Origin of the sequence: Pseudomonas brassicacearum (assembly GCF_003732225.1) — a bacterium.
Taxonomy (GTDB): Bacteria; Pseudomonadota; Gammaproteobacteria; order Pseudomonadales; family Pseudomonadaceae; genus Aquipseudomonas; species Aquipseudomonas brassicacearum_E.
The window spans coordinates 110,645-131,752 of sequence record NZ_MOBJ01000006.1 but is presented as its reverse complement, the minus strand read 5'-3'; the positions used below and the strand labels follow the sequence as shown (position 1 = coordinate 131,752).

13 protein-coding genes and 1 pseudogene are annotated in these 21,108 nt (G+C 59.9%); 5 read left to right on the top strand and 9 right to left on the bottom strand.

Annotated elements, in window-relative coordinates; translation table 11 throughout:
* Positions 1 to 7: 7 nt before the first annotated feature.
* Positions 8 to 2,002: an alpha-1,4-glucan--maltose-1-phosphate maltosyltransferase gene (locus tag BK659_RS07480; RefSeq protein WP_123424452.1), complete on the bottom strand. Its 1,995-nt coding sequence runs from the start codon at positions 2,000 to 2,002 to the stop codon at positions 8 to 10.
* A 112-nt stretch (positions 2,003 to 2,114) separates the two neighbouring features.
* Between BK659_RS07480 and BK659_RS27905 the strand changes: the two are divergent.
* From BK659_RS27905 to mapR, 3 genes and pseudogenes are all read left to right on the top strand, one after another.
* Positions 2,115 to 2,219 (top strand): annotated as a pseudogene (locus tag BK659_RS27905) (DUF3203 family protein); the annotation flags it as partial.
* Positions 2,220 to 2,414: 195 nt separating this feature from the next.
* Positions 2,415 to 3,827, top strand: a complete 1,413-nt coding sequence (gene ccoG, locus BK659_RS07470) for a cytochrome c oxidase accessory protein CcoG (protein ID WP_123424450.1) — start codon at positions 2,415 to 2,417, stop codon at positions 3,825 to 3,827.
* Between the two features lie 83 nt (positions 3,828 to 3,910).
* Positions 3,911 to 5,320 (top strand): GntR family transcriptional regulator MpaR, encoded by a 1,410-nt coding sequence (mapR, locus tag BK659_RS07465; RefSeq protein ID WP_123424449.1) that lies wholly within the window; start codon positions 3,911 to 3,913, stop codon positions 5,318 to 5,320.
* A 133-nt stretch (positions 5,321 to 5,453) separates the two neighbouring features.
* Here the strand turns inward: mapR and BK659_RS07460 are convergent, their stop codons facing one another.
* The 8 genes from BK659_RS07460 to BK659_RS07425 form a co-directional block, all read right to left on the bottom strand.
* Positions 5,454 to 6,200, bottom strand: coding sequence for an SDR family oxidoreductase (locus BK659_RS07460; RefSeq protein ID WP_123424448.1), 747 nt, complete (start codon positions 6,198 to 6,200; stop codon positions 5,454 to 5,456).
* 252 nt (positions 6,201 to 6,452) lie between these two features.
* On the bottom strand, positions 6,453 to 8,534 hold the full coding sequence (locus tag BK659_RS07455; protein ID WP_123424447.1) for a putative bifunctional diguanylate cyclase/phosphodiesterase: 2,082 nt from the start codon (positions 8,532 to 8,534) through the stop codon (positions 6,453 to 6,455).
* Between the two features lie 373 nt (positions 8,535 to 8,907).
* On the bottom strand, positions 8,908 to 10,401 hold the full coding sequence (locus BK659_RS07450) for an efflux transporter outer membrane subunit (protein WP_123424446.1): 1,494 nt from the start codon (positions 10,399 to 10,401) through the stop codon (positions 8,908 to 8,910).
* Positions 10,398 to 13,505, bottom strand: coding sequence for an efflux RND transporter permease subunit (locus BK659_RS07445; protein ID WP_123424445.1), 3,108 nt, complete (start codon positions 13,503 to 13,505; stop codon positions 10,398 to 10,400). The genes BK659_RS07450 and BK659_RS07445 overlap by 4 nt, the downstream gene beginning before the upstream one ends.
* The gene (locus BK659_RS07440) at positions 13,502 to 16,606 is read right to left on the bottom strand and encodes an MdtB/MuxB family multidrug efflux RND transporter permease subunit (RefSeq protein WP_123424444.1); all 3,105 of its coding nucleotides are present in this window, start codon (positions 16,604 to 16,606) and stop codon (positions 13,502 to 13,504) included. Before BK659_RS07440 ends, BK659_RS07445 begins: the two co-directional genes overlap by 4 nt.
* Positions 16,603 to 17,922 carry an MdtA/MuxA family multidrug efflux RND transporter periplasmic adaptor subunit gene (locus BK659_RS07435; RefSeq protein ID WP_123424443.1) on the bottom strand — a complete coding sequence of 440 codons (1,320 nt, stop codon included), beginning with the start codon at positions 17,920 to 17,922 and terminating at the stop codon, positions 16,603 to 16,605. Before BK659_RS07435 ends, BK659_RS07440 begins: the two co-directional genes overlap by 4 nt.
* Before the next feature lie 177 nt (positions 17,923 to 18,099).
* Positions 18,100 to 18,600: a thiol peroxidase gene (gene tpx, locus BK659_RS07430; protein ID WP_008030203.1), complete on the bottom strand. Its 501-nt coding sequence runs from the start codon at positions 18,598 to 18,600 to the stop codon at positions 18,100 to 18,102.
* Positions 18,601 to 18,824: 224 nt separating this feature from the next.
* Positions 18,825 to 19,268: an SRPBCC family protein gene (locus tag BK659_RS07425; protein ID WP_123424442.1), complete on the bottom strand. Its 444-nt coding sequence runs from the start codon at positions 19,266 to 19,268 to the stop codon at positions 18,825 to 18,827.
* A 153-nt stretch (positions 19,269 to 19,421) separates the two neighbouring features.
* Between BK659_RS07425 and BK659_RS07420 the strand changes: the two genes are divergently transcribed.
* Entirely contained in the window at positions 19,422 to 19,616 is a 195-nt protein-coding gene (locus BK659_RS07420) for a hypothetical protein (RefSeq protein ID WP_123424441.1), read from the top strand.
* Between the two features lie 33 nt (positions 19,617 to 19,649).
* Entirely contained in the window at positions 19,650 to 21,056 is a 1,407-nt protein-coding gene (locus BK659_RS07415; RefSeq protein ID WP_123424440.1) for a DUF1254 domain-containing protein, read from the top strand.
* Positions 21,057 to 21,108 lie beyond the last annotated feature (52 nt).

The following is a 21,108-nucleotide window of genomic DNA, read 5'->3' as shown; positions in this document are numbered from 1 at the left end:
GGTGCGGCTAAACCGATATCCGCCATATCCCGAACGGCTGGTTCCACGGTTCGATACGCATCCATTGGGTTTTGCCATACCAGGTCCAGCGGTGGCCGTTCATCAGGTCTTCCCCCTGAGTCACGGCGTCGTCGGGCAAGCCCATCTCCCACAGCGGCAATTCGAAATGTGCCTCCTGGGCGTTGAACGGGTCGAGGCTGACCGCCACCAGAATGAAGTTACTGCCATCGGCAATGCGCTTACCGAAGTACAGAATGTTGTCGTTCCACACCGTGTAGACCTGCAAACCCAAATGGCTGTGCAGCGCCGGATTCTGTCGGCGAATGCGGTTGAGCTGGGCAATCTCGGCGATGATGTTGCCTGGCGCGTTGAAGTCCCGGACGCGGATTTCATACTTCTCGGAATCGAGGTACTCCTCCTTGCCCGGCACTGGCGCCGACTCGCACAGCTCAAACCCCGAATACATACCCCACAGGCCCGAACCCATGGTCGCCAGCGCCGCCCGGATCAGAAACCCGGCGCGGCCCGAGTCGTGGAGAAAACCCGGATTGATGTCGGGTGTATTGACGAAAAAGTTTGGCCGGAAACACTCGCGCCAAGGAGACTGGTTCAGCTCGGTGAGATAAGTCGCCAGCTCGTGCTTGGTGTTGCGCCAAGTGAAGTAGGTGTAGCTCTGGGAGTAACCGACCTTGCCCAAACGCGCCATCATCGCCGGGGTGGTGAACGCCTCGGCGAGGAAAATCACCTCGGGATACAGCGCCCGCACATCAGCGATCAACCACTGCCAGAACGGCAGGGGTTTGGTGTGGGGATTGTCGACGCGGAACATCGTCACCCCCTCCTTGACCCAGCCGACCACAATGTCCCGCAACTCCAGCCACAGACTGGGGATCGCCTCGCTGGCGTAGAAGTCGACGTTGACGATGTCCTGGTATTTCTTCGGTGGATTCTCGGCGTATTTGATGGTGCCGTCCGGCCGCCAGTTGAACCAGCCCGGATGCTGCTTCAGCCACGGGTGATCCTGGGAACATTGAATGGCGAAATCCAGGGCGATCTCCAGCCCATGCGCGGCGGCCGCCGCAACCAGACGACGGAAGTCCTCGCGACTGCCCAACTGCGGATGAATCGCCTCGTGCCCGCCTTCGACACCGCCAATGGCATACGGGCTGCCGTGATCATCAGGGCCGGCGGTCAGGGAATTGTTGGGGCCTTTGCGATAGCTGCGACCAATCGGGTGGATCGGCGGGAAGTACAGCACGTCAAAGCCCATGTCCTGGATCATCGCCAGGCGTGAATGCACATCGTTGAATGTACCGTGACGCGCCGGATCGTCGGTGATCGAGCGAGGAAACAGCTCGTACCAACTGGCGAACTGCGCACGTTCGCGCTCGACGTCCAGCGGGTACTCCGGACTCAGACTGAGATAAGGACGGTTATCGGCCTCGGCCATCAACCCGGCACTGCGCGGGTGCAGAAACAGCGCAACCTGCTCGATTTCGAGCAGCCCGACCAGCTCATGGTGCAGCGCCGCAAGCTTCTCGCTCAACTGACCGTCACTGCGCTCCGCCGCTTGCAGCACCTGGGTGCGCCCTTCTTGCAGCTCCAGGCTGACCGGCACGCCCGCAACATGCTTTTTCTCCAACTCATGACAGAAGCTGGCGAACTGATCGATCCAGGCCTCAATGCAAAACCGGTACTGCCCCGGTGCAACGACGCTGAACTGGCCTTGCCAGGCGTTATTGCCCAGATCGGTCATCACTTCGCTTTGCCAGATCGAATCAGCCTCGGCGCGCCAGCGCACGCGCACCGCCAGCGTGTCGTGGCCGTCGGCAAAAACCTTGCTGGTCACCGTCACGGCCTGCTCTTCGATGGCCTTGGCCGCAAACTGGCCGCCATCAATCACCGGCATGGTGTTTTCGATAACAATCCGCGGCAGCAGCAATGCCTGCGACAGTGGCAGTTGCGGGTTGTACTGCAGTTCAGTCGGTTTTTCAGTCGTCATCGAGCATCGCCCCTTGCGTCCCATGGACGCACTTGTGCTTGATCGTGTACTGCCTGCATGCCACCACTTAGGTTCCGAGCACCCGGCCGCGGGAAAAGTTCAACTGGATGTTTGCCGAGCGTACATCACCGAAGCAGAAGCCGAAGCATTAACCGTAGCAGGTGCCACCGGTCGTCGAAGGCATCTGAAGGTAACCCGCAGTGATTCGGTGATTTGACTGACGCAGATCACAGACCGCCGCAGACGCCTGAGATAGGCACGATTGCCGCGCCTGCCGGGGTGCATCAAGTTGTCGCAGGGGCGGATCAGATACGCATCTGATCCGCTTTTTAATCCAATATCTGAGTCTGTTATGCAAACAGATCGGTGGTCATAGTTCATCTGCCTGATGGAGGCTGATGAGCGAAAGACCATGAGCGATAGAATCCCCGTCCGATTAGTAGAAACATTCGAGCCTTCGCGTCCAAAGATGAAGGCCAAGTCCAGCGACAACCAGATTCACACCCGCAGCTTCACCGGTTTGTTCCGCACCTTGCGTCTGAGCGGTGCGGGGTTTCTGTTTCTGGCATTTTTCGGCACCGTATGGCTGAACTGGGGTGGCCGACAGGCCGTACTCTGGGACTTGTCGGAAAGCAAATTCCACATCTTCGGCGCGACCTTCTGGCCACAGGATTTCATCCTGCTCTCGGCGCTGCTGATCATCTGCGCGTTCGGCCTGTTCGCGATCACCGTGTTCGCCGGGCGAGTCTGGTGTGGTTACACCTGCCCGCAGAGTTCCTTCACCTGGCTGTTCATGTGGTGCGAAAAAGTCACCGAGGGCGAGCGCAACCAGCGGATCAAGCTGCAAGCCGCACCCTGGGGCCTGAACAAACTGCTGCGTCGCTCGGCCAAGCACACAATGTGGCTGGCCATCAGCGTGCTGACCGGCCTGACCTTTGTCGGCTACTTCACCCCCATTCGCCCACTGGCCAATGAACTGCTGACCCTGCAAATGGGTGGGGTCAGTCTGTTCTGGGTGCTGTTCTTCACTGGCGCGACCTACATCAATGCGGGTTGGCTGCGTGAAGCCGTGTGCATGCACATGTGCCCGTATGCGCGGTTTCAGAGCGTGATGTTCGACAAAGACACCTTGACCATCTCCTACGACGCCGCCCGTGGCGAAAGCCGTGGCCCGCGCAAGCGCGAGGTGAAGCCGGCCGACGTGGGGCTGGGCGATTGCATCGACTGTCATTTGTGCGTGCAGGTCTGCCCGACCGGCATCGACATCCGCGACGGTTTGCAGATGGAATGTATCGGCTGCGCGGCGTGTATCGATGCCTGCGATTCGATCATGGACAAAATGGGCTACGCCCGTGGCCTGATCAGCTATACCTCCGAGCATGAATTGCAAGGTGGCAAGACCCACCTGCTCAGGCCTCGGTTGATCGGCTACAGCGCGGTGCTGGTGGTGATGATCGGTGCGTTGGTACTGGCGCTGATGGAGCGACCGATGGTTTCACTGGACGTCAGCAAGGACCGTGGCCTGTTTCGCGAAAACAGCCAGGGGCAGATCGAAAACATCTACAGCCTCAAAGTCATCAACAAAACCCAGCTGCGGCAGGACTATCGTTTGTCCCTGGTGGACGGCGATGGTTTCCAGTTGCAGGGCCGGACCGAGCTGAGCCTGGCACCGGGAGAGATTGTTGATGTGCCGGTGTCTGTGGCCATGACCACCGACAAGCCAAGCAGCAGTTCACAAAAGATCAGCTTCAAGATCACCGACAGCGATGAACCTTCTGTGAACAGCGTGGCGCAAAGCCGTTTTGTTGCACCGTTGAATCGTTGAGCCTTTAAGATGCAGAGCCTAAAAGATCGCAGCCTGCGGCAGCTCCTACATTGTTTTCTGAATGACACCAACCCGGGCATCCGATGAAACGCTACGAAAAATTCGCTGACGACATTGCTGAACTGATCCGCTCCGGGGTGCTCGGCCCTGGCCAGCGCGTACCCTCGGTGCGTTACGCCAGCCAGACTTACGGGGTCAGCCCGTCCACCGTGTTTCAGGCCTACTACCTGCTGGAACGTCGCGGGCTGATCCGCGCCCGGCCGCGCTCCGGCTACTTCGTCAACACCCACGCACCGAGTCCGTTCTCGGAGCCGGTGATCAGCAGCCAGGTCAGCGAGTCCACCGAAGTCGACGTCAGCGAACTGGTGTTCTCGGTGCTCGACTCGATCAAGGACCCGAACACCGTACCCTTCGGCTCGGCCTTCCCGAGCCCGACGCTGTTCCCGTTGCAACGGCTGTCTCGCTCGTTGGCCAGTGCCGCCCGGGAAATGGACCCACGAATGGTGGTGACCGACATGTCGCCGGGCAATCCGCAATTGCGCCGGCAAATCGCCCTGCGCTACATGGTCGGCGGCCTGATGTTGCCCATGGAAGAATTGCTGATCACCAACGGCGCACTCGAAGCATTGAACCTGTGCCTGCAAGCGGTGACCGAACCCGGCGACCTGGTGGCCATCGAAGCACCGGCGTTCTACGCCAGCCTGCAAGTGCTTGAGCGACTCAAGCTCAAAGCCGTGGAAATCCCTGTGCACCCGCGCGACGGCATCGACCTCGGTGTGCTGGCGCAAACCCTTGAACGCCACCCGATCAAAGCCTGTTGGTGCATGACCAGTTTCCAGAACCCGATGGGCGCGACCATGCCCGAGGCCAAGAAACAGGAGTTGGTCGAGCTGTTACGCAGCCATCAGGTGCCGCTGATCGAAGACGATGTCTACGCCGAACTCTATTACGGCCAGCAAGCGCCGAAACCGGCCAAAGCTTTCGACACCGAGGGATTGGTGATGCACTGCGGCTCGTTCGCCAAAAGCCTGGCCCCCGGTTACCGCATCGGCTGGGTTGCCGCCGGGCGCTATGCGCAGAAAATCGAACGCCTGAAGCTGATGACCTCGCTTTGCGCCTCGATGCCGGCCCAGGCGGCTATCGCCGATTACCTGCAACACGGCGGCTACGACCGTCACCTGCGCAAACTGCGCTACGCCCTCGAAGAACAGCAAAGCGCCATGCTGGCCGCCATCGCCCGCTACTTCCCGACACAGACCCGCGTCAGCCAACCGGCCGGCGGCTACTTCCTGTGGCTGGAACTGCCAGCGCAAATGGATTCGTTGAAGCTGTTCCAGATGGCCCTGGCCCAAGGGATCAGCATTGCGCCGGGACCGATCTTTTCACCGACCCAGCGGTTCAGGAACTGTATTCGGTTGAATTACGGCAGCCCGTGGACCGAGGATGCCGAGAAGGCGATGGATACCTTAGGCAGGATTGTTAGATCCTTCTGATAGCTCTATGTCGTTTGATGGATTGCCATCGCGAGCAAGCTCGCTCCCACACTGGATCGATGCGTACACAAAACCAATGTGGGAGCGAGCTTGCTCGCGAAGAGGCCAGGCCTGACAACGAAAATCTAAAACCTCAGCGCCCGCCACCCAGGTCCACAAACGTCCCGGTCGCATAAGAAGCCTTGTCCGACAGCAACCAGATAATCGCCTCGGCCACTTCATCCGGGCGGCCGCCGCGGGCCATGGGAATGCCTGACTCAAGCTTGCTGACCCGATCCGGGTCGCCGCTCAGGGCGTGGAAGTCGGTGTAGATATAGCCGGGACGTACGGCGTTGACGCGGATGCCTTCGCCGGCGACTTCTTTGGACAAGCCAATGGTGAACGTATCCAGCGCGCCTTTGGAGGCTGCGTAGTCGACGTATTCACCCGGTGAGCCGAGGCGCGAGGCGACCGAGGACACGTTGACGATGCTACCGCCCTGCCCGCCATGTTTGGGTGACATGCGCAGCAGTGCATGCTTGGCGCAGAGGATCGGTGCCAGGACGTTGGTTTTCAATATTTTCAGAATGCGGAACTCGGACATTTCGTCGACCCGCGACTTTTGCCCAACGGTACCGGCGTTGTTCACCAAAGCGGTGACGCGACCCAACTCGGTGTCGACGCGATGGAACAGGCTGATCACTTCGTCTTCGATACTGACGTCAGCGCGTACCGCAATCGCCTGGGCGCCAAGCGCGCGGACTTGTTCGAGCACGTGTTGCGCAGCCTGTTCGTCGGCCTGGTAGTTGATGCAGATTCGATAGCCCTGCTCAGCGGCCAGGAGCGCCGTGGCCGCACCAATACCACGACCGCCGCCGGTGATGACGATAACTTTGTCCATGCTGATTCCCCCATTCAAACCCGAAGCCTTGCGCCGCAAGGATACCCGCCAGCGCCGGGTTTTGCATGGACTCACGACCAACACAACTCCCGTAGCAGCTGCCGAAGGCTGCGTTCGGCAGCGAAGCGGCCGTGAATTCAGACGCTGCGGTGTTTCAGGGTGACCGTGCATACAGGCTTTACGACTGCTTCGCCCGAGCGCGGACCGAGCCGAACGCAGCCTCGCAGGCTCGGCAGCTGCTACGGGTGGAGTTCAGCCTGTTGCCAATTGCTCGGCCCGGTGAATGTCGACCATGAACCTGTCGGCCGGCAACGGGTGGCCGAGCAGGTAGCCCTGCAACGAATCACAGCCGAGCTGAGTCAGGAAGTCCTGTTGCACATCGGTTTCCACGCCTTCGGCGACGATGCGTAAACCCAATGCCTGACCCAGAGCGACGATGGCCGAGACAATCGCCGCATCATCACTGTCGCGCTCCAGGTCGCGGACAAAACCACGGTCGATCTTCAGCTCATTGGCCGGCAGGCGCTTGAGGTACATCAAACTCGAATAACCGGTGCCAAAGTCGTCAATGGACAGGTCAACGCCCATTTCCGAGAGCTGCTGGAGCACTGTCATGCTCGCGTCGGCATCGCTCATGGCGGTGGTTTCGGTGATTTCCAGAGTCAGGCTGTTGGCCGGTAAACCGTGGATGGCCAGGGCGTTGGCGACGCTTTGGACCAACCCGACATGACAGAACTGCAACGCCGAGAGATTCACCGCAATGCGCCAGTTGGTGTAACCCTGAAGGTGCCAGATGCGCATTTGCCGGCACGCCTCATTGAGCACCCAATCGCCGATCGGGATGATCAGCCCGGTTTTCTCCGCAAGCTCGATGAACTTGTCCGGCAGCAGCATGCCCTGGGTTGGGTGCTCCCAACGCAACAAGGCCTCGGCACCGATTGGCAGACCATTGCTGGCGTCAAACTTGGGTTGGTAGTGCAAGCTGAATTGCTGTTGCTCGAGCGCATTACGCAAATCCTGAAGCATTTGCAGTTGCTTGCGGGCGTTGGTGTTCATCGAGGCATCGAAGAAGCTGTAGCCATTCTTGCCCGCGCCCTTGGCGTGATACATCGCCGCGTCGGCGTTCATCAACAGTTCTTGCGGAGTCTGTCCGTTGCCAGGGTAAACGGCAATGCCAACGCTCGCAGAGATCTGCAAGTCGTGCTCAGCGACCCGGAAGGCGCGCGAGATCAAGGCAACCTGACGCGCTGCCAGACGCAAGGCATCGTCGGGTTCGGCGAGCTGCACCAGCAAGACGAATTCATCCCCGCCAATTCGCGCCAGCGTGTCCTGGCTGCGCAGGTCCTCGCGCAAACGCACGCCGACTTCGCGCAGCAACTGGTCACCCATGTGGTGACCAAAAGCATCGTTGACCGGTTTAAAGCCGTCCAGATCGATGAACATCAACGCGAAACAACCGCCCTGCTCCTGTACCACATGCATCGCCTGGTCGATGCGATCGGCCAGCAATACACGGTTCGGCAACCCGGTCAGGGTGTCGTGCAACGCCAGTTGGGTGAGTTCGCGGTTGGCCAGGGTCAGTGAGTTGGCCAACGCGGCAGTGCGTGCTTCAAGACGTGCATCGAGGATTGAAGTCAGCAACGCGATGCTCAACACCGCCAGGGTAGTGATCAGTACCAGGTTGTCCAGGCCCTTGCCGCTCAAACCGTCGAGTGCGGCGCCACAAAAGCTGCCCTCGGGAAATTGCGCTGCCGCCATCCCGGTGTAGTGCATGCCAACAATGGCGAAGCCCATGACGATGGCTGCGCCGCCACGAGCGAAGCGCACATACGGGGTGTTCTGGCGCAAACGAAAGGCGATCCACAACGCCGCGGCCGAAGCGCCGACCGCAATCACCAACGAGGCGCCAAACAATGTCGGATCGTAATCAATGCCTGGCTGCATGCGCATGGCGGCCATACCGGTGTAGTGCATGCCACTGATGCCCGCGCCCATGATCAATGCGCCAAACGCCAGTTGCCAGCCCGGCAAACGCGGTTGACTGACCAGCCACAACGCAAACCCGCAGGACAGAATAGCGATCACCAGCGACAAAAAGGTGATGCCGATATCGTACCCGAGGATCAGCGGCAGCCTGAACGCCAGCATGCCAATGAAATGCATCGACCATACGCCCACCCCCATGGCCAACGCACCACCCGCCGTCCATAGATGAACCGCCCGGCCTTTGGCCGTTGCGATGCGTCCGGTCAGGTCCAGGGCGGTATAGGAGGCAAGAATCGCCACACAGAGGGAGATCAGAACCAGGGCGGGGGAATAGCTACCGATGAGCATCAGAACTTCTCGTGGTCGCCCCGTCGATGTGCATCCATGCTGGTGGGGGCAAAGTGCGCGATTGTACTGATTCCATTCACGAACGCACTCACAAAGTAATCAAAAGGCCATTAGCGCGACGGACAGTCTGAAACAAGGCAGAGCATGCCCTTACAGGCAGTAAGGGTGACAGCAAAGTGACGCAATCCGTAGCAGCTGCCGAAGGCTGCGTTCGGGTGCGTAGCACTCGTAAATCCTGCTTGCACGATTAATCTGAAAGACCGCATGGCCTGATTTCACGACCGCTTCGCGGCCGAACGCAGGCTTCGCCAGCTGCTACTGGGAATGTGCCGAGCCTGGCACTCCTTAACTGACTGGCATCAAGCGCTCTTTCCTAGTCTTTTTCGCTGATCTGCAACTGGCCATCCCAGCCACCACCCAACGCGGCGATCAAATTCACGCTGGCAATCAACCGGCTTTGCTGCAAGGTCAGTACGCTACGCTCGTTGCTCAGGGCCGTGGCCTGGACCACCACTACGTCGAGGTAGGCGATCAACCCGGCCTTGTACTGGTTCAGGGTCAGGCGCAACGACTCGCGAGCCGAGTCCAGTGCTTGCTGACGCACCGCCGCTTCGTCTTCCAGCACCTTGAGCTGCACCAGGTAGTTTTCGACTTCGCGGAACCCGTCGAGCACGGTTTGCCGATACTTGGCCACGGTCTGGTCGTATACCGCCTCGCTGCGGTCGACTTCTGCCGAACGCTGGCCGCCGTCGAACAAGGTCATGGCAAGCTTGGGGCCCACCGACCAGAAACGGTTCGGCAAGCTGATCAGGTTGGAATAGGTACTGCTGCTGTAACCGCCGGCCATACTCAAAGTGAGGTCCGGGTAGTAAGCGGCTTTGGCCACGCCGATGTTGGCGTTGGCGGCGATCACCGAACGCTCGGCCGAGGCGATGTCCGGGCGCCGTTCCAGCAGTTGCGAAGGCAGGCTCAGCGGAACCTGCGGCAATGCTGGAATGGTCTGGGCTTCGGCCAGATTGAATTCAGCCGGTGGCAAGCCGATCAGCACCGCAATCGCGTTCTCGAACTGAGCACGCTGCCAGATCAGATCGACCATGTCGGCCTGAGTACTTTTCAGCTGGGTTTGCGCCTGGGCCACCGCGTCCTTGCCGGACACGCCGGCGCGGTACTGGTTCTCGGTCATTTGCAGCGAACGCTGATAATTCTCGACCGTGGCTTGCAGCAGGCGCTTTTGCTGGTCGATCACCCGCAACTGCAGGTAGTTCTGCACCAGCTCCGATTGTTGACTCAGGCGCATCGCGGCCAAGTCGGCAAAACTCGCTTCGGCGCTGGCCTTATCGGCTTCCAGACCGCGACGCAACTTGCCCCAGACGTCCGCTTCCCAACTCACCCCAAGCTGGGTGTTATAGGTGTCGCGGATGCCGCTGCTGGTACTGCTCAGGCTTGAACTGCTGCTACCGGTGCCCTGACTCGAACGGGTTTTCCCGGCGCTCAGATCAACCGTTGGAAAAAACGCACCTCGGGCACTGCGGACCAACGCCTGAGCCTGACGGTATTGGGCTTCGGACTGGGCAACGGTCTGGTTGGCACCGTTGAGTTTCTCGACCAGCCCGTTGAGCGGCTGATCACCGTACAGTTCCCACCAGGCGCCACGGGCCAATGAGTCACTCGGAGTCGCCTGACGCCAGCCTTCTGCCTGCTTGTACTGTGCAGGCTCGGCCACTGGCGGACGCTGATAATCCGGACCAATGGCGCAGGCACTGAGCATCAAGACGCTGAGCGAAAGACTCAGCAAGCGCGAGCCGCGGGCCGAAACCAGGCGCCGGGCCATCGGTGCGTCGAGGTTGAACAGGCAACGGTCAGTCATAGCGGAGTTTCCAGAGAAGCATCGGTACGAACCCCACGCCAGCGGTTGACCCGATGGCGCAAACGGTCGAGATAGAGGTAAACCACCGGGGTGGTGAAAAGCGTCAGCACCTGGCTGAAAATCAACCCGCCAATAATGGTCAGACCCAATGGCTGGCGCATTTCCGCGCCTTCGGCGGTGCTGAGCAACAAGGGCAAGGCACCCAGAATCGCCGCCAGGGTGGTCATCAGAATCGGCCGCAAGCGCAACAGGCACGCACTGCGAATCGACTCCAGCGGTTCCATGCCCTGATGGCGTTCAAGCTGTAGCGCGAGGTCGATCATCAGAATGGCGTTTTTCTTCACCACACCGATCAACAGAAACAGCCCGAGCAGCGAAATCAGGCTGAACTCGCCGCCCAGCACATAGATCGACAACAACGCACCGACGCCCGCCGAAGGCAATGTCGAAAGGATGGTCAACGGGTGCACGTAACTTTCGTACAGCACGCCCAACACCAGATACACCGCCACCAGCGCTCCGAGGATCATCCACGGCTGACTCTTCTGGGTCGCGGCAAAGGCGTCGGCGGTGCCGGCCATCTTGGCGATCACTTCTTCCGGCAGCCCCAATTTGGCAATCGCCCGTTCGATGGCGGCCGAGCCTTGTTCAACGGTGACGCCTTCGGCCATATCAAAGGAGACGCTCTCGGAAGCGAACTGCCCTTCATGGCTGACCCGGTCGTTTTCCAGGCTGTTTTCATAGTGGGCAATCGCCGACAGCGGAATCCGCGCGCCAGCAGCGGTGATCACCTGAACCTGATTGAGGGTGATCGGGTCCTGAGCGTATTTCGGATTGACCTCCATCACCACCTGATACTGGTTCAGGCTGTCGTAAATGGTCGATATCTGCCGTTGGCTATAAGCGTTGTTCAGCACCGCCGTGACCATGGACATATCTACCCCCAAGCGTTTGGCCTGATCGCGGTCGACCACCAGCGTCACCTGCGCGGCACCTCGCCCTTCGCGGGCGTCGATGGCGGTCAGTTCGGGCAGCGCCTTGAGCGCCGCGACGACTTTCGGGTACCACTCGCGCAACGCCGATAGATCACCGCTTTGCAGGATGTAGGTGTATTGCGAGGTGGTCTGTTCGCGGCCACCGCCAAACTGCAAGTCCTGGTCGGCCATCAGCATCAATTGGGCACCCGGGACCTTGGGCATTTCCTTGCGCATGCGCTCGATAACCTTCTGCGCAGAAATGTTGCGTTCCTTGATCGGCTTCAGGCGCACCAGCATGAAGGCGTTGTTGGTGCCGTTGGTACCACCAATGAAACCGGCGACACTTTCCACGGCATCGTCTTTCAATACCGCACGGCGGAAGACTTCCATTTTCGGCTGCATGACGTTGAACGACAGGCCGTTGTCACCACGGACAAAACCGATCAGTTGGCCGGTGTCCTGCTGCGGCAGAAAGGTCTTGGGCACCACCACATACAAGGCGACGTTCACGCCAATGGTGATAAACAGGCTGAGCAGCGTCAGCCGCCGATGACGCAATACCCAATCCAGACTGCTGGCATAGTGTTTGACCATCCAGTCGTTGGCGCGCCGGCTGGCGCGCTGCAAACGGTTTTCCTCGCCTGGCGTGTGGGGCTTCAGCCAGCGGGCACAGAGCATCGGCGTCAGGGTCAGCGAGACCACCAGCGACACGACGATCGATGCCGCCAGGGTGATCGAGAACTCACGAAACAGGCTCTCGATGATCCCGCCCATGAACAGAATCGACAGGAACACCGCCACCAGCGAGACGTTCATCGACAGCAAGGTAAAACCGACTTCCTTGGCGCCCAGGTACGCCGCCTTCATCGGCGCAATGCCTTCGTCGATGTGCCGCGAGATGTTTTCCAACACCACGATGGCATCGTCCACCACCAGCCCGGTGGCCAGAATCAGCGCCATCAGCGACAGGTTGTTCAGCGAAAAGCCATAGAGGTACATCACCGCGAACGTACCGACCAGCGACACCGGCACTGCCAGCGTCGGGATCAACGACGCGCGGAAGTTACCGAGGAACAGGAATACCACCAGAATCACCAGCGCCACGGCAATCAGCAGGGTCATTTCCGCTTCGTGCAGGGTCGCCTTGATCACCGGTGAACGGTCCATCGCCAGGTTCAGCTTGACGCTTGCCGGCAATACCGCCTGCAAGGCCGGCAACTGTGCCTTGATATCGTTGACCGTTTTAATGATGTTGGCACCGGCCTGACGGTTGATCACCAACAGCACCGCCGCATCATCATTGAAGAAACCGCTGTTGTAGCGGTCTTCGACGCTGTCGCGGACCTTGGCTACATCACTCAGGCGCAACGCCGAGCCATTCTGGTAGCGAATGATCAGCGGTTCATAATCCTTGGCCTTCTCCAACTGGTCGTTGGCCTGTACCTGCCACATCCGCTGATCGTCTTCGATCGAGCCTTTGGGCCGGCGCACGTTGGCGTTGGCGATGGTGTTGCGCACGTCATCCAGCGCTACGCCGTACTGGTTCAGCAGTTGTGGCTCAAGTTCGATACGTACCGCCGGCAACGAGCTACCACCGATTTGCACTTCGCCGACACCCGGCACCTGAGACAGGCTTTGCGAAAGGATGGTCGAGGCCAGGTCGTAGAGCTGACCTTTTTCCAGCACATCCGAGGTCAGCGACAGCACCATGATCGGCGCCTGGGACGGGTTGACCTTCTTGTAGGTCGGCATGCTGCGCATCCCGCTGGGCAGCAGGTTGCGCGAGGCGTTGATTGCCGCCTGCACTTCACGTGCCGCGCCATTGATGTCGCGGTCCAGGTCAAATTGCAGGATCACCCGGGTCGAGCCCTGGCTGGAACGGCTGCTCATGGTGTTGACCCCGGCGATAGCGCCAAAGGATCGCTCCAGCGGCGTTGCCACGGTAGACGCCATGACCTCGGGGCTTGCGCCCGGCAGGCTCGCCGACACCACGATCACCGGGAAGTCCATTTGCGGCAGCGGCGACACTGGCAGCAAGCCGAAACTCACACCGCCCAGCAGCATGATCGCCAGGCTCAGCAACATGGTCGCTACCGGCCGACGGATGAAAGGTCCGGACAGGTTCATGGCTGTTCTACCGGCTCCAGACGCTCAGGCGCACGCCGCCAGCGCCGACCGAGGCGGTCGAAATACAGGTAGATAACCGGCGTGGTAAACAACGTCAGCACCTGGCTCACCAACAAACCGCCGACCATCACCAGACCCAGTGGCTGGCGCAACTCCGCACCGGAGCCAGTGGCGAGCATCAGCGGCACAGCGCCGAACAACGCGGCCAGCGTGGTCATCAGAATCGGCCGGAAACGCAGCAGCGCGGCCTGGTAAATCGCCGTGGCAGGGTCCATGCCCTGATTGCGCTCGGCGTCGAGGGCGAAGTCGATCATCATGATCGCGTTCTTCTTGACGATACCGATCAGCAAGATGATGCCGATGATCGCGATCATGCCCAGGTCATTGCCACTGAGGATCAACGCCAGCAAGGCGCCGACCGCCGCCGACGGCAAGGTCGAGAGAATGGTGATCGGGTGAATGTAGCTCTCGTAAAGCACGCCGAGCACGATGTACATGGTCACCACCGCCGCCAGAATCAGCAGCAAGGTGCTCGACAGCGAGGCCTCGAACGCCTGAGCCGCGCCCTGAAACTGCGTCTGCACGCCGAGCGGCATGCCGATATCCTTCTGCACCTTGTTGATCAGTTCGACGGCCTGGCCCAACGCCACGCCGGGCGCAAGGTTGAAAGACATCATCACCGCCGGGAACTGGCCGATGTGCGCAATCGCCAACTGCGCCTGGCGCTCTTCGACGTGGGCCAGACTGGACAACCGCACCTGACCACCGCTGGTGGTCTTGACGTGAATCTGCTCCAGCGCCTGCGGGCCGATCTTCTGGGCATCCTGTGCCTGCAGCACCACGCGGTACTGGCTGGCCTGGGTGTAAATGGTCGAGATCTGGCGCTGGCCGAAAGCGTCGTACAGCGCGTCGGTGATGTTCGACACCGAAACCCCGATCCGCGAAGCCGCATCGCGGTCGATCACCAGATAGACCTGCAAGCCCTTGTCCTGCAAATCACTGGCAACATCGGTCAGCTCTGGCTGCTTGGCCAGCGCCTCGACCAGTCGTCCGCTCCACAGGCCGAGCAGCTCGGCATCCGGTGACGACATGCTGAATTGATACTGCGTACGGCTGACCCGGTCTTCGATGGTCAAGTCCTGCACCGGCTGCATGAACAGGCGAATACCCACCAGTTTGTCCAGCTGCGGCTGCAACCGGGTGATCACCTGGGCCGCGCTCAGGTCGCGGTCTTTGTGCGGCTTGAGGTTGATCAGCAATCGCCCGCTGTTCAGGGTGGCGTTGTCGCCGTCGACGCCGATGTAGGACGACAGGCTTTGCACCGCCGGGTCGGCCAGAATGACCTTGGCCAGTTCCTGCTGACGCTGGCTCATGGCGGCAAAGGAAACCGACTGCGGCGCCTCGGAAATGCCCTGGATCACCCCGGTGTCCTGCACCGGGAAGAAGCCCTTCGGCACCACGATATACAGGAACACCGTCAGGCCCAGAGTGGCGATGGCCACCAGCAAGGTCAGCGGCTGATGCTTGAGCACCCACTGCAACTTGCGCCCGTAGGCGGCGATCAGCCAGTCGATCCACGCACCGCTGGCCCGGTAGAAGCGGCCCTGCTCTTCTGGCTTGGGTTCACGCTTGAGCAACCGCGCGCACATCATTGGCGTCAAGGTCAGGGAAACCACCAGGGAAATCAGGATCGCCACCGCCAGGGTAATCGCAAACTCGCGGAACAGCCGCCCAACGACGTCGGCCATGAACAACAGCGGAATCAGAACCGCGATCAGCGACAGCGTCAGCGAGATCAAGGTGAAACCGATCTGTTTGGCGCCCTTGAGCGCCGCCTGCAACGGGCTGTCGCCCTCCTCGATGAAGCGCGAAATGTTTTCCAGCATGACGATCGCGTCGTCCACCACAAAACCGGTGGCGATGGTCAGCGCCATCAACGTCAGGTTATTGACCGAGAAACCGGCCAGGTACATCACGCCAAAAGTACCGATCAGCGACAAGGGCACCGCAATCGACGGAATGAGGGTCGCGCTGGCACGGCGCAAGAACAGGAATGTCACCATCACCACCAGGGCGATGGCGATCAGCAGTTCGTGCTGCACGTCGGTCACCGACGCACGGATGGTCTGGGTACGGTCGGTCAGCACGGTAACGTCGAGGCCGGCCGGCAGGTTATCGGTGATGCTCGGCAATAAAGCCTTGATCCGGTCGACCACCTCGATCACGTTGGCACCCGGTTGGCGCTGGATGTTCAGCAGCACAGCCTGGTTTTCGTTGGCCCACGCGGCGAGACGATCGTTCTCGGCACCGTCGACGATCTGCGCGACATCCTTGAGCCGCAACGGCGCGCCGTTCTTATAGGCCAGGATCAGTTCGGCGTAGTCCTTGGGCGAGGTCAACTGATCGTTGGCATCGAGCATCGAGACCCGGGTCGGACCGTCGAAGTTGCCTTTGGGCTGGTTGACGTTGGACGCGCCGATCAAGGTGCGCACGTCCGAGAGGTTCAAGCCGTTGGCCGCCAGGGCTTCAGGATTGACCTTGATCCGCACGGCCTGACGTTGGCCGCCGGCAATGCTGACCATGCCGACGCCACTGATCTGGGCGATTTTCTGCGCCATGCGCGTGTCGACCAGGTCATTGAGCTTGGGCAGCAACATGGTTTTGGAGGTGATCGCCAAGGTCAGCACCGGGGTGTCCGCCGGGTTGACCTTGTTGTACACCGGCGGTGCTGGCAAGTCCTTGGGCAACAGATTGGTCGCCGCGTTGATCGCCGCCTGCACCTGCTGCTCGGCGACGTCCATGTTGATGTCGAGGCTGAAGCGCAGGGTCAGCACCGAGGCACCGCCGGAACTGGTCGAGGCCATTTGGGTCAGGCCGGGCATTTGCCCGAACTGACGCTCAAGTGGCGCGGTGACCGCACTGGTCATCACATCCGGACTGGCGCCCGGGTACAGGGTCATGACCCGAATGGTCGGGTAATCGACCTGAGGCAGTGCCGATACCGGCAGCAACTTGTAGGCGATCAGGCCGGCCAAAACGATGGCCAGCATGCTCAGGGTAGTGGCTACCGGGCGAAGGATGAACAGACGCGAGATGTTCATGCGCGGCCCTTGTGCGCCTTGCCAGTGGCTTTCGGATCAGTCGCGGCGTTTGCCGATGGGCCCTGGCTTTCGGTCGGGGTCGGGGTCGCTGGCACGGCGTTGCTGTCGTTGACCACCTCGACTTCACTGCCCTCCTTGAGGCGATCGGTGCCTTCCAGAACCACCCGATCACCGGCTTTCAAGCCTTCCTTGATCACCGTGTTGTCGCCATCGCTGGCGCCGATTTTCAACGGGCGAATGGTGACTTTTTTGTCACCGTCCAGCGCATAGACGAAGGTGCCGTTGGTGCCGAACTGAATAGCCGCCGAAGGCGCCAGCACCACCCCTTTGAGGGTGTCGGCCAGCAGTCTGACGTTGACGAACTGATTCGGGAACAGCGCAAGATCGCGGTTGTCGTAACGTGCCTTGAACTTCAGCGTGCCGGTGGTGGTATCGATCTGGTTATCCAGGCTCTGCAAGACACCGCTGGCCTGCAATTGGGTGTCGCCCCGATCCCAGGCCTCAACCGGTAGTTTGGCACCTGAGTGGTAGCGGGCCAGTACGGTGTCGAGACTGTTTTCCGGCAAGGTGAAGACCACGCTGATCGGCTGGGTCTGGGTGATGACCGCCAGGAACGTGGTGTCATTGGCGGCCACCAGGTTGCCGACGTCCAGCTGCCGCAGACCGACGCGCCCGGTAATCGGGGCGCGGATTTTGGTGAATTCCAGATTGAGTTTGGCGTCGTTGACCGCCGCCTGATTGGTCTTGACCGTGCCCTGGTACTGGCCGACCAGTGCTGCTGCGGTATCGAGGGTCTGCTTGGCGATACTGTCTTGTGCATACAAGCCGCGATAGCGCTCTACATCCACCAGTGCGTTTTTCAACTGTGCCTGGTTCTGCAACAACGTGCCTTCGGCCTGGAGCAAGGCATTCTGGTAAGGACGCGGGTCAATCTCGGCGAGCAGGTCGCCGGCCTTGACCATCTGCCCTTCTTCGAACGCAATCTTCACCAATTCGCCGCCCACGCGGCTGCGCACATTAATGGTGTTCAGTGCAGTCACTGTGCCCAGGGCCTTGTAGTACAGCGGGAAATCACCCACCACAGCTGGCGCGACCCGAACCGGGACCGGTCCTGTGGCACCACCGAAACCCGGACGCATCCCGCCAGACTTGCCGACATGCCCCGCCGCTGCTTTTGCTGCAGGGGCGTCTTTGTGAGCCGTACCGCCTGGCCAGAACTTCCAGCACAGGCCGGCAATGACCAACAGGACCAGCAGGCCGAATAGCCAGCGACGGGGATGACGGGAAGCAGAGGATTGCATTGAATGATCAACCATTGGGCGCGTGTGGGCATCTTTATACGGAAGGCTGAAAGATAAGCACTGACGGAGTTTAAGCAAAGCGCCTTTACCGGCAATTTACCTTCGGCCTGTTTTGCGAGAATTTGCTAAACCACTGAAGCACAAATGAAAACGGCCTGGACAGAGCCAGGCCGTTAACAATTGTAAAACCTGTTACTTCAGAACGGCCAACGCAGCTTCGTAGTTTGGCTCTTCTGCGATTTCTTTAACCAGTTCGCTGTGCAACACGTTGTCGTTTTCGTCGAGTACGACCACTGCACGGGCGGTCAGACCTTTGAGTGGGCCGTCGGCGATGGCAACGCCGTAGTTTTCGATGAACTCGGCACCGCGCAGGGTCGACAGGTTCTGGACGTTTTCCAGACCTTCAGCGCCGCAGAAACGTGCCTGGGCGAACGGCAGGTCAGCCGAGATGCACAGGACAACGGTGTTGGCCACGTCGTTGGCCTGGGCGTTGAACTTGCGTACCGAGGTAGCGCAGGTCGGAGTGTCGACGCTTGGGAAGATGTTCAGCACTTTGCGCTTGCCGGCGAAGCTTGCCAGGGTCACGTCGGAAAGATTGCCGGCAACCAGGGAAAAGGCTGGCGCCTTGGAACCGGCTTGTGGCAGTTGGCCGTTGACTTGTACCGGATTGCCTTTGAGAGTGACTTGAGCCATGAACGGAGTCCTTTTAAGCAGTGATGGATGAACAGTGGTAACGAATTTTCAAGAGCTGGAAGTTAACCACGAAATTATCCGACGACCTATGGCCAAACACAATTTGTCATGAGTTGTCGCACAAACTGGATACAACACCCCCCCGCAGGAGCTGCCGCAGGCTGCGATCTTCTGATCTTTAAAAGCACAGATCGCAGCCTGCGGCAGCTCCTACGGGGCTCGGTTCAGCCCAGCAACCGAAGCATATTGCGGTGCCGGGCGCGAAAAATCCGCTGCATGTAGGCATTGACCATCAACCACTCCAAAGGTGCACCACCAATGGCCGCGTAGGTCACCCGGTCGGTGTACAGCGTCCCGCCCTCCACCGCCGCGACCCGGTGTTCATGGCGAAATGCAGCCATCGGCCCCTTGAGCATTTCATCGATGAAATGGCTGTCGCTGACCTCGCGTATCGCCACGGTCCAGGTCGCCGGGATGATGCCGAACATCCAGTGACGGAAACTGAACTCGCGACCGGCAGCAATACGCAAGTCGTTCACGTCGATGTTGCCCAATGGCGTCACCCGTTCCGGGAAGATTTTCGGGAAGTTGCCGCCCTCAAGGCAAAAATCGAGAACTTGCGTGGGCGTACGCCCTTTGATCAGTGTGGTGAGTTCCAGAACAGGCATTGGCAGCGACCTTCCTTTGAGCGCGAATGCCGGTAGATTAGCATTCGCCACTTGAAGTCTTACAATGGACAGTCGAACACAAAGGCAATGGCCTGCCGCAGCTCACTGTGTTCGCCGGGATCAACGTTACCTTCGGAAAGTAAGGAGATTGTTATGCGTACTTTGATTCGCGTGCTCGGTTTCAGTGTGATGGCATTGTCTGCCAGTTGCGGCGTTGGCGCTCAGGCGCAGAGCCTCGAGACACAACATGACCGGATAACGACCCCGAGTGACGTGCGCCTTTGTGCAGTAACCAAAACTTTTTTCGACAAAAGCTGGAAACTCGACGACATTACGGCCCTGCAATGACACCTGAATCGCGCTCATCCATAGGACTGTGCAATGACCATCGAAAAACCGTCCCGCCTGCTGCTCGCCGGCCTCTCTCTATTACTGAGCGCAAGCGCCTGGGCAGATTTCAGCGCCAGCCCCGAAGAAGCCAGGGGGATCGCCAAAGACGCGTATCTCTACGGCTTCCCGGTGGTGGAGATGTACAAGACTCTGTACACCCAGGCGGTGGACAAGAACGGTCCGAACTTCAAGGCACCGCTCAACCATATCGGCAATACGGCAAGGGCGTTCACCCCCAAGGACACCGCGTCCGTCACCCCAAACCCGGACACTTCCAGCTCATTCCTCTGGATGGACCTGCGCGCGGAGCCTGTGGTTGTCACCTTGCCGCAAATCGCCGAAGAGCGTTACTACTCGGTACAACTGGTCGACCTCTATACCCAGAACTTTGCTTACCTGGGCACCCGCAGCACGGGCAACAAGGGCGGGACCTTCATGATTGCCGGTCCCAATTGGCAAGGTCAGCAACCGGTGAAGATCGATCGCCTGGTCCGCAGCGAAAGCAATATTGCCTATGCGCTGTACCGTACGCAGCTGTTTGATGAAAAGGACCTGGAGAAGGTCAAGAAAATCCAGCACGGCTACAAGGTTCAAACGCTGAGCCAGTATCTGGGGCAACCGGCTCCGGCCGCGGCGCCAAAAATCGACTGGCCCAAGCCGACTCCGACCATGAGCGACAGCCCGGAGCTGTTCCGCTACCTGAACTTCATGCTCGGCTTCGCCCCGGCGCAAGACGTTGAAAAAGACCTGCTGGCACGCTTCGCGAAAATCGGCATTGTTGGCGGCCAGCCGTACGACCTCAAAACCCTCACCGCCGAACAACGCAAGGCCCTCGAAGACGGTATCGCCGATGCCAAGGCCGAGTACGCGGCGTTCAAGAAAGACAAGATCGATACCCATCAGGTCAGCAACGGTGACTTGTTCGGTACCCGCGACCACTTGAACAACAATTATCTGTACCGCTACGCCGGCGCCAACATGGGGATCTTTGGCAACTCCGCTGATGAAGCAGCCAAATTCAGTTATCTCGTCGACAGCCTGGGCAAACCGGCCAACGGCGCGAGACACAGCTACACCGTGCACTTTGACAAGGATCAACTGCCTCCGGCCGACGCGTTCTGGTCGCTGACCATGTACGACGCAAAGACCAAGCTGCTGGTGCCCAACCACAAGAAACGCTACCTGCTCAACTCGCGCATGCTGTCCACCTTCAAGCGCGACCCGGACGGCGGCCTGACTCTTTACCTGCAGCACTCCGAACCGCTCAAGGATCAGCGCAGCAACTGGCTGCCGGCGCCGCATGGTCCGTTCTACGCGGTGTTGCGCCTGTACCTGCCCCAGCCTCAGGTCGGCAACGGGCAATGGAAACTGCCGCCGTTGACGCCGATCAACCCGTAGAAGTGATACGCAAACCGTGTGCACCCACGCAACCGTAGGTGCACACGTCACC